The 15,069-nt window shown below is 62.0% G+C and carries 12 protein-coding genes; 10 read left to right on the top strand and 2 right to left on the bottom strand.

The genetic code is table 11. The annotated features are described in order from the left end of the window. The first annotated feature begins 10 nt into the window (after window positions 1-10). The 10 genes from BN2664_RS03810 to BN2664_RS03765 all read left to right on the top strand — a co-directional run bounded on the left by BN2664_RS03810 (window position 11) and on the right by BN2664_RS03765 (window position 11,321). Entirely contained in the window at window positions 11-1,714 is a 1,704-nt protein-coding gene (locus BN2664_RS03810) for a sodium:solute symporter family protein (protein WP_007001532.1), read from the top strand. A 10-nt stretch (window positions 1,715-1,724) separates the two neighbouring features. Next, window positions 1,725-2,033, top strand: a complete 309-nt coding sequence (locus BN2664_RS03805; RefSeq protein WP_007001533.1) for a hypothetical protein — start codon at window positions 1,725-1,727, stop codon at window positions 2,031-2,033. 65 nt (window positions 2,034-2,098) lie between these two features. Then, on the top strand, window positions 2,099-2,872 hold the full coding sequence (locus BN2664_RS03800) for an electron transfer flavoprotein subunit beta/FixA family protein (protein WP_007001534.1): 774 nt from the start codon (window positions 2,099-2,101) through the stop codon (window positions 2,870-2,872). Further along, complete coding sequence (locus BN2664_RS03795; protein WP_007001535.1) at window positions 2,869-3,771, top strand: electron transfer flavoprotein subunit alpha/FixB family protein; 903 nt, start codon at window positions 2,869-2,871, stop codon at window positions 3,769-3,771. The genes BN2664_RS03800 and BN2664_RS03795 overlap by 4 nt, the downstream gene beginning before the upstream one ends. Window positions 3,772-4,058: 287 nt before the next feature. After that, window positions 4,059-5,351: an NRAMP family divalent metal transporter gene (locus BN2664_RS03790; protein WP_007001536.1), complete on the top strand. Its 1,293-nt coding sequence runs from the start codon at window positions 4,059-4,061 to the stop codon at window positions 5,349-5,351. A 16-nt stretch (window positions 5,352-5,367) separates the two neighbouring features. Then, the gene (locus BN2664_RS03785; protein ID WP_007001537.1) at window positions 5,368-6,129 is read left to right on the top strand and encodes a LamB/YcsF family protein; all 762 of its coding nucleotides are present in this window, start codon (window positions 5,368-5,370) and stop codon (window positions 6,127-6,129) included. An 11-nt stretch (window positions 6,130-6,140) separates the two neighbouring features. Then, the gene (locus tag BN2664_RS03780) at window positions 6,141-6,791 is read left to right on the top strand and encodes a putative hydro-lyase (protein WP_007001538.1); all 651 of its coding nucleotides are present in this window, start codon (window positions 6,141-6,143) and stop codon (window positions 6,789-6,791) included. Then, window positions 6,788-8,368, top strand: a complete 1,581-nt coding sequence (locus BN2664_RS03775; RefSeq protein WP_007001539.1) for a 5-oxoprolinase subunit B/C family protein — start codon at window positions 6,788-6,790, stop codon at window positions 8,366-8,368. Before BN2664_RS03780 ends, BN2664_RS03775 begins: the two co-directional genes overlap by 4 nt. A 19-nt stretch (window positions 8,369-8,387) precedes the next feature. Then, window positions 8,388-10,094 (top strand): acetyl/propionyl/methylcrotonyl-CoA carboxylase subunit alpha, encoded by a 1,707-nt coding sequence (locus tag BN2664_RS03770; RefSeq protein ID WP_007001540.1) that lies wholly within the window; start codon window positions 8,388-8,390, stop codon window positions 10,092-10,094. A 93-nt stretch (window positions 10,095-10,187) separates the two neighbouring features. Beyond that, complete coding sequence (locus tag BN2664_RS03765; protein ID WP_007001541.1) at window positions 10,188-11,321, top strand: glycerol dehydrogenase; 1,134 nt, start codon at window positions 10,188-10,190, stop codon at window positions 11,319-11,321. 845 nt (window positions 11,322-12,166) lie between these two features. Here BN2664_RS03765 and BN2664_RS03760 read toward each other — a convergent pair. Together BN2664_RS03760 and pta are read right to left on the bottom strand one after the other, a co-directional pair. After that, window positions 12,167-13,354 (bottom strand): acetate/propionate family kinase, encoded by a 1,188-nt coding sequence (locus BN2664_RS03760; RefSeq protein ID WP_007001543.1) that lies wholly within the window; start codon window positions 13,352-13,354, stop codon window positions 12,167-12,169. A gap of 71 nt (window positions 13,355-13,425) precedes the next feature. After that, window positions 13,426-15,051, bottom strand: a complete 1,626-nt coding sequence (pta, locus tag BN2664_RS03755) for a phosphate acetyltransferase (protein ID WP_007001544.1) — start codon at window positions 15,049-15,051, stop codon at window positions 13,426-13,428. Between the last annotated feature and the right edge of the window lie 18 nt (window positions 15,052-15,069).

Genomic DNA, 15,069 nt, shown 5'->3' with positions numbered 1-15,069 from the left:
AGGTAAAGGCATGGACCTCAGACTTGACGCCACGCTGTTTGATTACAGCTTCATTCTTATTTACATCGTGCTGGTGGTACTGATTGGCTGGGCCACCCGCCACAAGGTTTCGACCTCGGAGGATTTCTTCCTGTCCGGACGCTCGCTTCCCGCCTGGATCTGCGCGCTGGCCTTTCTCTCCGCGAATATTGGAGCGGTAGAGCTGATTGGTATGGCCGCCTCGGGCTCGCAGCACGGTGTGCCCACCGTCCACTATTACTGGGTGGGGGCGGTGCCAGCCATGGTGTTCCTCGGCTTGGTGATGATGCCGTTCTACTACGGTTCGCGGGTGCGAAGCGTGCCCGAATATCTGCGGCTACGCTTTGATCGCCCCACGCACCTGTACCAGTCGGTTATTTTTTCCATTTCCACCATCCTGGTGGCGGGCATTAATCTCTTCGCCCTGGCCCTGCTGATAAATGTCCTCATTGGTTGGCCGCTATGGGTCTCGATCGTCTTTTCCGCCGGCATCGTGCTGGTTTACACCGCGGCGGGCGGGCTCACCGCCACCATGTACAACGAGGTGCTGCAGTTCCTCCTCATTATCGCCTTCATTACGCCGCTGACCATTGGCGGCTTGGCGCGCGTGGGCGGGCCGGCGGGGCTTATTGAGGCTCTGAACGAATCCCAGGTGCTCGGGCCCAACGGGCTTTCGGTTTGGGGTGGCACCGGCCTCGACAATCCCACCAATCCCTACGGGAACTGGATCGGGATCGCGCTGGGCATGGGCTTCGTGAACTCTTTCGGATACTGGACCACGAACTTCACCGAGGTCCAGCGCGCGCTTTCCGCGAAGGATATGCGCTCGGCTCGCCTCACACCGATTCTGGCGGCCATCCCCAAAATGTTCCTCCCGGTGGTCATTATTGTGCCGGGGCTTATTGCCGCGGTGCTGGTCCCGGAGCTTCACGCCGGCGAGCTGGCCTACAACGAGGCCCTTCCGGCCCTTATTGGCCGGGTGATGCCGCACGGCTTGATGGGCCTCGCGCTGGCGGGCCTGATCGCGGCGTTCATGGCCGGAATGGCCGCGAACGTTTCCGCTTTCAATACGGTGGTCACCTACGACCTTTGGGAAACCTATATCAAGCCGCGTAAGCCGGATACGTACTACGTGAAGGTCGGCCGCCGCTTCACTTTCTGGGGCGTGATCATCGCGATTGGCACCGCCTTTATCGCGGCGGAGTTTTCCAATTTGCAGGACTACACGCAAATGTTGCAGTCCATTTTCAATGCGCCGCTCTTTGCCACCTTCGTGCTGGGAATGTTCTGGAAGCGAATGTCTGGCCAAGCGGGGTTGTGGGGCCTGATCGCCGGGGCCGCCGGCGCCGGCTTTGTGCAGGTGGGTTACGCCAGTGGATGGCTCGCGTTCAACTCTTCCCAAGCGGCATCCTTCATGGCCTCGGGTATTGCTTTCGTCGCGGATATTACCGTCTCGGTGCTCGTTACCTTTATGACCAAGCCGCGACCCATCGAACAGCTTGACGGCCTGGTGTGGGGCCGCGTCAATATGCCGATTCAAGGTGCGTGCCCGGCCCCTAACCTGGCCGCCGCGCGCTCCGCAGAGGTCCGCGAGCGCGCCGTGACCGGCGAGGAGCTGCACTGGTGGGAGCGTCCGGTTCCCCTCGGCATCGCGGTACTGCTCGTGTGCCTGATAATGAACGTAGTGATCGGTTAGCGAGGTTGCGATGAGTGACGATATTGAGAATTCGGTTGAGCCTAGCGCGGTTGCTCCGCGCGCGGATGTGCGCCTGGCGCGCACCGGCTTCCTCTCCCGCTTTTCCCTCCTGGACCTGCGCTTTTGGATCGCCGTGATGTTCGTGATCTTCGGCGCCATGCTGGCGGTGTACGGCGCCTGGTTCGTAACCGAGGAAGATTTAGCGAAGGCGGCGGGCTTGAACTTGAACCTCTGGACCGGCCTTGCAATGGTGGTAATGGGTCTGCTGTTTGGCGCCCGTGCAGCGTTCAAGGATCACGGCGAAGACGACGTTATGTAGCCATCACGCGATATCCTCTCCAGCTGGGTAAAGTAGGACTTTGGACATTCATCGGAGGGAGAGACATGACCGTCGCAGTTGCGTACAAGGTGGCCCGCAATCCCGAGGCCGCCAAGGTCCAAGATGACGGCGAAATCGACTGGTCGAATTCACGGCCCACCATTTCCGACGACGACGCCGTCGCTATGCGCGTCGCGTCTGATCTGGCGGCGGAGCTCGGAACGCAGGCCGTTGCGCTCACCGTTGGCGGCGCTATCGCGGGAACGGGAGCTATCCGCAAGAACGCTTTGGCAAAGGGCCCGGACCGCGCTCTGATCGTGGCAGAAGATGCCACCGCCGAGTGGAGCTCCACTACCGTGGGGCAAGCTCTGGCGCTTTTGGCGCAGCGGGCGGGCGACGTCAACCTGCTTATCACCGGCCCGGGAAGTATTGATGAGGGTGCCCGCGTGGTGCCGGCACTCATTGCGGCACACTTGGGATGGCCGTGTTTCCAAGATATTAGTAGCGTGCGCAAAGAGGGTGAAGCGCTCATTATTACCCAGGAGCTACCGGGCGAGCGCCGCACCCTCAAGCTCACCGGACCGGCGGTACTCGCCGTGACCTCGGACGCTGCTGAAGTTTCAATGCCGGGGATGAGGGATATTCTCTCCGCGGGCAAGAAGCCGTTTGAGGTGGTGGCGAGCGAGGAACTGGATCTGTCATTTACCGGCGCCACTCCGGTAGCGCGGCGCCGGCCGGAAGAAAAGGATCGCAAGCATATTGTGTTCTCGGGTGCGCAGGCCGATGCGCAGCTCGCTGACGCTCTCGTGGCCGACGGCGTGATTGGAGGATCCAAATGAGAACGTGGGTAGTTTCAGCGGGAGCTGATGCCAGCGGGCACGTGGCGGCGGGCAAGAGCCGCGGGGACGTGACGTTTATCGGTATTGGCGGGGAAGAAGTGATGGAGTTTGCCCGCGGCGCGGATCGAGCGATTCGCGTGGCGCTTCCCGACGCCGTACCTCCTGAGCTGGCCGTGCCGATTCTGCGGGAGCTGGTGACCCTAGAAAGCGGCGATTTGGTTTTGGTTCCGAATTCCGCCCCAGCGCGCGCCCTAGCCGGCGGTCTTGCGGCGGCATTCCACGTGCCGCTCCTCGCCGGAGTGCGCGAGGTGGGGGAGGACTCGGCAACCGTAGCGCGCTATGGCGGAGTCACCCTGGAAACCTATTCGCTCCAGACCCCGGCGGTCGGCATTTTCGATAGCGAGCCCGAAGCGGCGGGCGAGTTGCTGGAGCTACCGGAAATTGAGGTCATTGAGCCCGATAATCTCTTGCCCGGAGCCGAAATTATTGGCCGCGAAGAGATCGCCACATCGACCGTTGACCTGGCGCACGCGGAGCGAATTGTGGCGGCCGGGCGTGGCTTTAACGCTAAGGAAGACCTTGCGCTCGCGGCCGAGCTGGCCTCCGCGCTTGACGCTTCGCTCGCCTGCTCGCGGCCCATCGCCGATGTTGAGGGCTGGATGACGCGCGATCAGTACCTGGGGCTCGATGGCGTGCGCGTGCGCGGCGAGCTACTGGTGACGGTCGGAATCTCGGGCGCTATCCACTTCACCGCCGGCGTGACGGGCGCGGAAACCATCGTTGCTATTAATGACGATCCCGACGCCGGTATTTGGGAAGTAGCCGATTACGGCATTGAAGGCGACCTGTACGAGGTGCTACCCGAGCTCACGGAAGAGATTAAAAAGCGCTTGGCGTAGCACTGCCGCGCTGGCCCACTTTTGAGGTGTCGAAGAGAACACCCCAAAAGTGGGCTTTTTTATGTTCGCATGGCGAGACCTCTTGAGCGGGCGCCTCCCCGGCTTTACTATTGCTTTACCAAAACCATCCGGAAACCTGGTAGTTACTGTGATGTTCAACCATCTCTAGCTAGCGCGAGCGGATCCGGGGCTGCGGCAACGTAGCTTCCCGCTCGGGCTCGGGAGTGCGTACCACACGCGCAAACGACCTTTTCCATCGTTTCGGGGGTTGAAAAGAGGTGAGCTCAATGAGCGGCAATATTGATACGAAAACCGCGAAAATGGACCTTCAGGCCGGTAAAGCCGTGCTCTCTCAGCGCCGCGGATCAATTATTGGGTCCATTTTCCTCATGGCTACATCTGCGATTGGACCGGGGTTCATTACGCAGACGGCCACATTCACCTTTCAGTTCGGGGCCGCATTCGGCTTCGCTATCCTGGTTTCGATTCTTATCGACGTCGCCGTCCAAATGAATATTTGGCGCATGATCGTGGTGTCCGGCAAACGCGCCGGCGAACTCGCAAATGAAGCAATTCGCGGATCGGGTTTCCTGCTGGCACTCCTCATTATCGGCGGTGGCCTCGTTTTCAATATCGGTAATATCGCCGGTGGTGGCATGGGAATGAACGCCATGCTCGGCATAGATTCAAAGCTGGGTGGCTTGATTACCGCCGTCTGCGCAATTTGCATCTTCCTGTGGAAACGCGCGGGCAAGATTATGGACGCGATCATTGTCTGCCTCGGTATCGTCATGATCTGCCTCACGCTCTACGTTTCCGTTGTTTCCGCTCCACCCATTGGCGAGGCGCTCAAGCAAACCGTTCTCCCCGAATCAATTCACTGGGCAACCGTCACCACGATCGTGGGAGGCACCGTGGGTGGCTATATCACCTACTCCGGCGCGCACCGGGTTCTTGACTCGGGCTTTTCCGGCCCAGGCGCGGTAAAAACCGTTTCGCGCGGATCCGTCAACGGCGTCGTCGTCACGGGCGTCATGCGCTACCTGCTGTTCCTAGCTTGCCTCGGGGTTGGCGCCGCGGTGGTTGCGCGCGATACCTCGGCGGTGATTATGGAACTCATCCCGCCGGAGATGAATCCCTCCGGCTGGGCGTTCTTGCAGGTCATGGGTGATGCCGGCCTACGAATCTTTGGCGTCATCCTCTGGGCCGCCGCCATTTCCTCCGTGATTGGCGCCGCCTTCACCTCAGTCTCCTTCTTCTCCGTGTTTAATAAAAAGCTCGCGGGCGGCTGGGCGCGCAATATCGCCACGGTGGTATTTATTGCGGTCTCGCTGATTTGCTTCCTCGTCTGGGGCAAGGCCCCCGGCACCCTGCTGGTCTTCGCGGGCGGCCTGAACGGCCTGATCCTGCCCATTGGCTTGACGATCTTCATGTATATCGGCTGGTTCCGCGCGGACCTGCTTAACGGATACAAGTACCCGAAGTGGCTACTGGGATTCGGAACCGCGGCCACCCTGCTCTCGTGGTACATGGCGGCAGTTTCGATTCAGCCAATCTTCAATATGCTCTCGGCGGCGTAAGCGCATAGGTAAAGAAATGGTATCGATTGATCTAAATTCGGATTTGGGGGAGAACACCCCGGACCGGGTGGTCTCCGATGACGAAGCAATGCTGGGGATCGTCTCCTCCGCGAATATCGCCTGCGGCTTTCACGCCGGCGATCCGGCTGGGATTTTTTCCACTTTGCAACGCGCCGCTGAGCACAAAGTAACCGTGGGTGCCCATCCGGGCTACCGGGACTTCGAAGGCTTTGGCAGGGTAAAGCTCGATATCCCCGCTACGCAACTCCAGGCGGATGTGGAATACCAACTCGGTGCGCTGGCCGCGCTGGCCAAGCACGCGGGCGCCAAACTGTCTTATGTCAAGCCGCACGGCGCGCTGTATAACGCGCTCGCCCGCGACGAAGGTATCGCCCAGACCGTTGTGGCTGCGATTCGCGCGGTCGATCCCTCGCTTATCTTCCTCGGCCTGGCCGGCACCGAAGGCCTAAAACTGGCCGAGCGGGCGGGCTTGAGCGTAGCCGCCGAGGCCTTCGCGGATCGCGCTTACCTGCCATCGGGCGATTTGGTGCCGCGCAGCCAGGAGGGCGCGGTGCTCCACGACCCGGCCGAAGTTTCCCAGCGCATGCTGGATTTCGTCAGCACCGGGACGATCCGCGCTATTGACGGCACGCTGATTCGGGTGCACGCGGATTCGCTGTGCGTGCACGGAGATTCGCCTGGGGCCGTGGCTATGGCACGCATAATTCGTAGCGCGTTCCAGGACGCCGGAATCGCGATCCAGCCCTTCGCCGCATAAAGGAGAGAAAGATGTTGCTCTACGCCCAGCGCAACCCGCAACCCGTTCCGCTACTGGACGTGATTGAAGCGGGCAGCTTCGAATCAAAGCTCGCCGCGGGCTCGGACCTGCGCACGGATATTCCGCGCTACCGCATGTGGCGCGATGGCGAGCTGGAGGAAGAAACCACCGACGCCACCGAAGCATGGGCGGAGCATCCCGATCTGGTCGCTTTCCTCATTGGCTGCTCATTTACTTTCGAGGTCGGCCTGCACGCCGCGGGAATCGAAATCCGCCACCAGACCCTGGGGAGGAACGTTCCCATGTATGAAACCTCGATTCCCTGCGCGCCGACAGGGCGCCTGCGCGGGAATATGGTGGTTTCCATGCGCCCCATCCCCGGTGGGCGAGTGGCCGATGCGGTAGCAATTTCCGGGCGCTACCCGGCCGTGCACGGCGCACCGGTGCATGTCGGAGATCCCGCCGCAATCGGCGTGCGCCTGGAGGAACCGCAGTACGGGGACGCTCCGGCGCCCTTGCGCCCGGGCGAGGTGCCGGTGTTTTGGGCGTGCGGGGTCACGCCTCAGGCCGCCATCGTCGCATCTCGGGTTCCATTCGCGATCACCCACGCGCCCGGTTGCATGTTCATTAGCGACGTCATAAATGAAAGCTATGCGGTATGAGTTTTGAACTGTCCGAGCTACGAGTCATTCCCGCGGCCGAGGATGCGGTATTGGTGGAATACCCGAGCCTGGAGGCGGTCCTCGCGCATTACGCGGGCCTGCGCACCTCAGCGATCTACGGCGTGCGCGAGCTTGTCCCGGCCGCGCGCACCATTGCTATCTATTTCCACCCCGCGCTGATCACCCCCTCCGAGCTCGCGGCCGCCGTGCGTTCGGTGGACCCCATGGAGGTGGGGCAACGCGATTCCGCTCCCGTGGAAATCGAGGTTCTGTACGACGGCGAAGACCTCGCCGAAGTCTCAGATCTCCTGGGAGTTTCCACCGAAGAGCTCGTTGCTCGCCACCAGGCGGCAGCATGGCGCGTCGCTTTCGTGGGATTCGCGCCCGGATTTGCCTACTGCGTGGGCGATGACGAGCTGTTTTCCGCCACCCCGCGGCGCACCACCCCGCGCACCCGCATCCCGGCCGGATCGGTAGGCCTTGCCGCGAATTTTTCGGCGGTCTACCCGGGGGAAAGCCCGGGCGGCTGGCAACTGATCGGCCGCACCGCCGCGCCAATGTGGGACGTAACCCGCGAAAAGCCCGCCCTCCTCGGCCCGGGCGATACGGTGAAATACCGAGCGGTCCGCGAAGCCATCCGCATTCCGGCGCCGGCCCCGGAAACCCCGAGCGAGCCGGAGCGCTACCTCGAGGTCATCAATCCCGGCGTCCAATTAGTGATTGAAGACTTCGGCCGTGAGGGACTCCTCGACGTCGGGGTGGCCGCTTCGGGCGCTGCCGATCGCGGCTCGCTGGCCGCGGCCAACCACGCCGTCGGCAATGAAATGAACGCTCCCGCGATCGAGATATCCGGCGGCGGCGTGGAATTGCTTTCGCACGCGCGATGCGAAATTGCGGTGGCAGGCGCGCGGGGCGAGATGAAGGTAACCGAAGCAGAAACCGGATATTCCTTCCCGCTTCGGCCCGGAATGCCGGCGGCGATCGAGCCGGGCGATTCGATCTCCATTGGCTGGTTCAGTTGCGGCCTGCGGACCTACCTCGCGGTGCGCGGCGGGCTCGACGTCGCACCGGTACTTGGCTCATGCTCGCGTGATACCTTGGCCGGTCTCGGGCCCGAACCCCTGCTGGCTGGCACCAAAATTGCGTTGGCGGACGGCGCGCGCGGCGTCGTCGTCGACCAACCAATTCCCGGAACCGACCTTCCCGACGCCGACATCGTCACCCTCGAACTTGACCTCGGTCCGCGCACGGATTGGTTCAGCGCCGAGGCGCTGAAGACGCTCACCGCGCAGACCTGGGAGGTGACCCCGCAGTCAGATCGGGTCGGCATTCGCCTTGAGGCCGAGACGCCGCTCGAGCGCTCGCGGACCGAAGAGCTCAAAAGCGAGGGCGTGGTGACCGGCGCGGTGCAGGTGCCGAATTCCGGGCAGCCGGTGATCTTCTTGGCGGACCACCCGCTGACTGGTGGATATCCGGTTATTGGCTCGCTGGCGCGCGAGGATTTGGATGTCGCTTCGCAACTTAAGCCTGGTTCAGGGATACGGTTCCGCGTGCGCACGCCATTCAGGGAATATTAGAGCGGGGAAGGGGCAAGTTATGAAGAGAATCCTTATTGCAAACCGAGGGGAAATCGCGGTGCGTATCGCCCGCGCGTGCCTTGATCACGGCTACACCTCGCTGGCGGTTTACGCCGATCAGGATGTGAACGCCATGCACGTGCGCCTGGCGGATGAAGCCTATGCTCTGCGCGGGTCCAGCGCGCGGGAAACCTATCTTGACCTGGAAAAAATCATGGCGGTAGCGCGGCGGGCGAAGGCGGATGCGATCCATCCCGGCTACGGATTCCTCTCCGAAAACGCGGACTTTGCGCGAGCGGTGGAAGAAGCGGGGATGACTTTCATTGGCCCATCGCCGCAGACCATTGAGAAGCTTGGTGATAAAGTCACCGCCCGTGCCATCGCGCGTTCGGTCGGCGCCCCGCTGGTTCCCGGTAGCGACGGTCCGGTTTCCGGGCCCGATGAAGCCGTGCGCTGGGCCGAAGAGCACGGGCTGCCGGTGGCTTTGAAAGCGTCCTTTGGCGGCGGCGGGCGCGGCATGAAAATCGTGCAGAAGCTCGAGGACGTCGCCGGCGCTTATGAGGCCGGCTCGCACGAGGCGCTGATGGCCTTCGGCCGCGGCGAAATGTATATCGAGAAGTTCCTGGACAAGCCGCGCCACGTGGAATGCCAAATTTTGGGCGACGGCGAGGGCGGCGTCATGGTGGTGGGAGACCGCGACTGCTCGCTACAGCGGCGCAACCAAAAGCTGGTTGAAGAAGCACCGGCGCCGAATTTATCGCCGGAGATTCGCCAAACCATTCACCGCGCGGCCCACGATATCTGCGCAGCCGTGAACTATCGCAGCGCCGGCACGGTGGAATTCCTCTTGGCGCGCGATGGCAGGATCTCGTTCCTCGAAGTAAATACCCGCTTGCAGGTGGAGCACCCGATTACCGAAAAGGTATCGGGCATGGACCTGGTGCGCGCGCAGTTCGATATCGCGGAAGGTAAGGGGCTTCCGGAAGCCGCTCCGCTTCAGCGCGGACACGCCATCGAGTTCCGCATAAACGCGGAGGATCCGGGGCGCGGTTTCCTTCCCTCGCCGGGCCATATTTCGCGAATCCGTCAGCCCGGCGGGCCTGGCGTGCGCTGGGATAACGGCGTGCAGGCGGGCGACGATGTACCCGCCGAGTTCGATTCGATTATTGCCAAGCTAGTGGTTTACGCCGATTCACGTGCCGAGGCAATGGCGCGGGCGCGCCGCGCCATCAAAGAATGCTCGATTGACGGCGTAGCCACCACTCTGCCCTTCATGCGCGAGGTGGTAAAAAACCCGGCCTTCTCCGGCGAGATTCCAGACGTGGATACCGGCTGGATCGAGCGCGAACTTATCCCAGTTCTGGAAGCGCAGCCCCGCGCAAAACTGCGCCGCCGCGTGGATTTCCTCCGTTTCCCCATCGAGATCGACGGCCGCATCGCCATGATGGGTCTGCCCGACGGCGTAGCGCTACTAGGTACGCCGGGCGCTGCCGCCGCGCAGGAGCCAGACGAAGATCCCACCGAGCTGAAGAGCCCGATCACCGGAAGCCTCTACCGGCGCCTGGTGACGGAAGGCGAGCGCGTGGAGGCGGGCGACACCGTGGGCATTGGCGAGACCATGAAGATGGAAACAAACCTCATCGCTCACCGCACCGGTAGCGTCCACTGGCTCGTCGAGGAAGGCGGCGGGATCGAAGCAGGCCGGCCGGTAGTGAAAATAGCGTAGCGCGCCGGATGTTCGTCCCAGATGTGAGCTGCGGTACTCCGTAGAATTAACGGCTGGAAGCTCCGAAATGACAAGACTCCGGAAAGGACTCAAATGTCTCTGAAAATTCTTGGCAGCCCGTCTCGCTATGTGCAGGGCAAGGATGCGCTCAAGGAACTCGGCGGCCATCTGAAGAAGATTGGGCAGTCGCCGCTTCTGGTGGCTGACGATACGGTCTGGCCGATCGTTGAGGGCGCGATTAAGGAAGGCTTCGACGCCGAAGGTCTGGAAGTCGCCCGGATGTCGTTCTCGGGCCACGCAACGCGCGAGAACGTGAAGGCCATCGAAGAGAAGATCAAGGCTGATGGCCACGATATCGTCGTCGCGGTAGGCGGCGGTTCGGTGACCGACTCGGTCAAGGCGGCGGGATATGACGCCGGGGTGCGCTTCTGCATCGTCCCCACTGCAGCGTCTTCTGACGCGCCGTGCTCTGCGCTGTCGGTGATCTACACCGAAGAAGGCGAATTCCTGGAATATCGCTTCTTCCCCAACAACCCGGACCTGGTTCTCATTGATACGCGCGTGGTAGCTAACGCCCCGGTTCGCTTCCTGCAGGCCGGAATTGGCGACGCTCTCGCCACCTGGCCCGAAGCCCGCGCCACCAATCGCGGTACCGCGAACAATATGCACGGTGGACGACCATCGCGTACCGGCGTTGCCCTAGCCGAGCTGTGCTGGGACATTCTCTGGGAATACGGTCTGGCCGCGGTCGACGCCGTGCGAGCCAACACCGTCACGCCCGCGCTCGAAGCGGTCGTTGAAGCGAACACACTACTTTCCGGCTTGGGATTCGAGTCCGGCGGCTTGGCCGCCGCGCACGCGATCCACAACGGCCTGACGGCCGCGCCGTCTACGCATAGCCTCACGCACGGCCAGAAGGTGAACATCGGAACGCTTACCCAGCTGATCCTGGAGGGCGCCGAGCCGGAGGAGATCGAGAATTTCATTATCTTCACCACGAAGCTCGAGCTTCCCAACACCCTGACCGAGATCGGCCTAACGGAGGACGACGAAGAAATCCTCCGCGCGGTAGCGGAAGCGGCCTGCTTGCCCAGCGACACCATGGGCTCGATGTGGTTCGAGGTCACTCCCGACGACGTCTACGAGGCATTGCGCTCGATCGAGCAGCTCTCGCGTCGCGTTCGCGCTGAGAACGGCCTACCCGAGCCGACGTCTTTCGTCGACTAAAGCTGGGTCAGCTCAGCATCGACAAAAGCATGAGGGCGTGAGGATCTCTGGAGTGGAGGTCTTCGCGCCCTAGCTTTTCGCTTCGCGCACGGCTTTCGCTCCGCGGACAGGCACGCTACCGCTCTCCTAGCTAGCTTGCGCTCCGCCGCCGGCTCGCTACCATCCACACCCGCAGGCGTAGCGCTGCTGAAGAGCGCATTTTGCCCCGCTCCTTCGCTGAGCCCTGAGGTCTCGAGGTTATTGGGTAAAGCTGACATCGCTATGCCTCCTTTCATGTGCTCCATACGCGTCCCAGATCAGCACCTGCCGTCTGGCGGCTTACCGGTATGTTCGCAAGCCCCTCCGACAAGAATTTTGTTCCTTCCCGGAATTTTCGGACATGGATGACTCCAAATCGGCAGGTTTCGTGCGCGAATTTCGCGTCCGTTGCTTTTTGCAACGCTATGACCTGTCTTTTACCGAAAGCACTAAGGGTTGCGCGCATCTGGGGATCGAGACCGACCCGACTAAAAGTGATTACAATCATATTTTGGGGCGTCTCAAGAGTGCGCGTCTAAAGAGAGCGCCTCCCGCGAGTTTGTGGAAGGAGGGACGGCGCCGAAGCGCTCGCCTCACGCGGGAGGAGCCTCGTGCGCGCAGTGCCTGGCGTGTTGCCTTGGAAACCTCCTACAGTGCCACCGCTGCTGCGCTCCGCTCGCGCACTCCGCAAAAACGGCGCAAAAAAGCCGGGCCGGGGTATAAGCACCCCGGCTCGGCTCTATAGTTACGGCGTCGTTGGCTTCTGTTAGCCGCCTACCGCCGCCCGCGCCCGCTTCCGCGAGCTAGCGAATCCGCGCGCTACCGCGCTACTTCTCCGAATTCACCAGGTCAGTGGCCTGGCGGGCGATCTCCAGCTCCTCGTTCGTGGGAACGATGAAGACGCGCACCGAGGAATCCTCGGTCGAAATCTCGCGCGGCTCCTTGGAACGGGTGTCGTTCTTTTCGGCGTCGTAACGCACGCCGAAGGGCGCCAGGCGGTCCAGCACTCGAGCGCGAACAATATTGTCGTTTTCACCCACGCCGGCGGTGAAGGTAATCGCGTCCAGGCCGCCCAGCACAGCGGTGTAAGAGCCGATGTACTTGACGATGCGGTGCACGTAAATGTCCACCGCTTCCTGCGCGTTCTTATCGCCGTTTTCGGCCATTTCGTGCACGTGACGAAGGTCGGAGGAGCCGCACAGACCCTGCATACCGGACTGCCGGTTGAACAGATTGTCGAGTTCCTCAACGTCCATGCCAGCCTGGCGAATGAGGTGGAAGACCGCCGCAGGGTCGATATCGCCGGTGCGTCCGCCCATCACGAGCCCTTCAAGCGGGGTGAGGCCCATCGAGGTCTCAACCGCCTTGCCAGAGTCGACGGCGGAAGCTGAGGCGCCGTTGCCGATGTGCAGAACGATCTGCTTGGCATCGTCGCGGCCCAGCATCTTGGCCACCTCGCTGGAGACGAACTTGTGCGAGGTTCCGTGCGCACCGTAGCGGCGGATCTCGTACTTATCGGCCACGTCACGCTTGAGGGCGTAGCGCGCTGCCTCCTCGGGGAGCGACTGGAAGAAAGCGGTGTCGAAGACGACGACGTGCGGAACTTCCGGAAGGAGTTCCTTCGCCACGCGCAGGCCCTCCAGAGCCGGCGGGTTGTGCAGCGGGCCGAGCGGCTGCAACTGCTCAATGCGCTTGATAACTTCGTCGGTGGCCAGAGCCGGGCCGTCGAAGTACTTTCCGCCCTGCACCACGCGGTGCCCGACGGCGACGATCGAGCCGTCCGTCAGCGACGGGCCGGTTTCCTTGAAGAACTCCAGCACCTTCTGCAGACCGAAAGCGTGACTGGGGACTTCGCCATTGAATTCCCGAGTCTCGCCGTTGCCGGTGTGCTCAATGTGCCCGGAGGGCAGGCCGATCTGCTCGACCAAGCCCTTGGCCTGGCTCTCACCGGTTTCCGGATCGACGACCTGGTACTTGATCGAGGACGAGCCTGAATTAATAACAAGAACGGACAAAATTTGCTCCTTTTACTTGATGGAGTAGTTATTTCTGATCATACGGGTAGCAACGCCCAGCGCCCAAAGCTTTAGCCCTGCGCTTGGATCGCGGTGATCGCCACCGTATTGACGATGTCTTCCACCAGCGCGCCGCGAGAAAGATCGTTCACCGGCTTGTTCAGGCCCTGCAGAACCGGGCCCACCGCCACCGCGCCGGAGGAGCGCTGAACGGCCTTATAACCAATGTTTCCAGCGTTGAGAGTCGGGAAGACGAAGACGGTCGCCTTTCCGGCCACCGGCGAGCCGGGGAGCTTCTTGGCTGCAACGGCTTCGTCCACCGCGGCATCGTACTGGATCGGGCCTTCAATAAGCACATCCGGAGCAAGCTCCTTGGCCAGCTTGGTCGCTTCCGCAACGGCGTCGACGTCGGGACCCTTACCGGAAGTGCCGGTGGAGTAGGAAAGCATGGCGACGCGCGGCTCCACCCCGAACTGCACCGCGGTACGCGCCGAATCAACCGCGATTCCGGCCAGCTCCTCGGGGGAGGGGTTGGTGTTGACGGCGCAGTCGGCGTACACGTAAACGCGGTCGTCCATAAGCATGAGGAACGCGCCCGAAACTGCCTTCGTGCCCGGCTTGGTCTTAATCGTCTGGAATGATGGGACGATGGTGTTCGCGGTGGTGTGGTTGGCGCCGGAAACCATGCCGTCCGCCTCGTCCATGTAAACCATCATGGTGCCGAAGTAGGAAGGATCCTGCATCTTCTCCACGGCCTGCTCGTAGGTGACGCCCTTCTTGGCGCGCAGTTCGGCAAACTTCTCCGCGTAACGCTTCACGCGCTCGGGATCGTTAATCGAAACGATTTCGGCACCGTCGATATTCAGCCCGAGCTCGCCGGCCCGCGCCTTTACCGTCTCTTCTTCGCCCACCAGCACAATGTTCGCGACCTCGCGTGCCAGGAGCTGGTCGGTGGCGTAGAGAATCCGGTCATCTTCGGCCTCGGGCATCACGATCGTCTTCTTATCGGCCCGCGCGCGGGAGATAAGGCTCGCCTGGAAAGCGAGAGGAGTGATCGCCGCGTTGCCGTGCTCTACGGCGGCCAGAAGGGTTTGTGCGTCCTCACCCGCAAAGGCCGGAGCGGCGCCGTCGGCAATGAAAACGGTGGGCGTCTGCGTTGCGCGGTATTCGCCGCGTAGCGTTTCGGCGGCATCGGTGACGACGACGGCGGAGACCGGAGCGTATGCCTCTTCCATTTCCTGTACCGCGAGCTGAGCGATAACTTCGATTTGGGCGGCCGAGCGCAGGGCACCGGAAACGACGCTCACCACGGAGGTAGCGAGGTTAGCTGCCGCGCGACCGCTCCGGGAAAGCATGCCCGGGTTCACCGGATCGCCGTCGAGCAAACCAAGAATAAGGACGGCGTCGAAATTCTCCGCGTAATCGGTGTAGCGATTGACCAGCCGGTTCATCGCGTTCTCTTCGCTGTCCACGTAAGCCTGACGAGTGGTTCCCCACGCCTTTTCGACGTCGGCTCCAGTGCCGGCGCGTTCCAGGAGCGAGGCAAAGACGGAATCATTGGCGATTGGGCCGTTGGCGAAGGCACGGAAAATTCCGACCTTGCCGTAGTTCTCCTTGAGGAGATCGATATAAGCATTTGCAACGGCCAAAGTGCCGGCATTGCCTTCCGCAGCTGTGAGATAAACGCTGTTAGCCACTATGATTTTCCTTTCGGC

Origin of the sequence: Actinobaculum massiliense, from assembly GCF_001457435.1 — a bacterium.
In the GTDB taxonomy this organism is placed as follows: domain Bacteria; phylum Actinomycetota; class Actinomycetes; order Actinomycetales; family Actinomycetaceae; genus Actinobaculum; species Actinobaculum massiliense.
Note: the sequence above shows the minus strand (reverse complement) of the source record. Positions and strands in the feature narration are given on the sequence as shown.

Excerpts from the sequence above, each read along its gene's own strand:
- BN2664_RS03810 (WP_007001532.1), top strand. The coding sequence starts at position 11 with ATGGACCTCAGACTTGACGCCACGCTGTTTGATTACAGCTTCATTCTT.
- BN2664_RS03805 (WP_007001533.1), top strand. The coding sequence starts at position 1,725 with ATGAGTGACGATATTGAGAATTCGGTTGAGCCTAGCGCGGTTGCTCCG.
- BN2664_RS03800 (WP_007001534.1), top strand. The coding sequence starts at position 2,099 with ATGACCGTCGCAGTTGCGTACAAGGTGGCCCGCAATCCCGAGGCCGCC.
- BN2664_RS03795 (WP_007001535.1), top strand. The coding sequence starts at position 2,869 with ATGAGAACGTGGGTAGTTTCAGCGGGAGCTGATGCCAGCGGGCACGTG.
- BN2664_RS03790 (WP_007001536.1), top strand. The coding sequence starts at position 4,059 with ATGAGCGGCAATATTGATACGAAAACCGCGAAAATGGACCTTCAGGCC.
- BN2664_RS03785 (WP_007001537.1), top strand. The coding sequence starts at position 5,368 with ATGGTATCGATTGATCTAAATTCGGATTTGGGGGAGAACACCCCGGAC.
- BN2664_RS03780 (WP_007001538.1), top strand. The coding sequence starts at position 6,141 with ATGTTGCTCTACGCCCAGCGCAACCCGCAACCCGTTCCGCTACTGGAC.
- BN2664_RS03775 (WP_007001539.1), top strand. The coding sequence starts at position 6,788 with ATGAGTTTTGAACTGTCCGAGCTACGAGTCATTCCCGCGGCCGAGGAT.
- BN2664_RS03770 (WP_007001540.1), top strand. The coding sequence starts at position 8,388 with ATGAAGAGAATCCTTATTGCAAACCGAGGGGAAATCGCGGTGCGTATC.
- BN2664_RS03765 (WP_007001541.1), top strand. The coding sequence starts at position 10,188 with ATGTCTCTGAAAATTCTTGGCAGCCCGTCTCGCTATGTGCAGGGCAAG.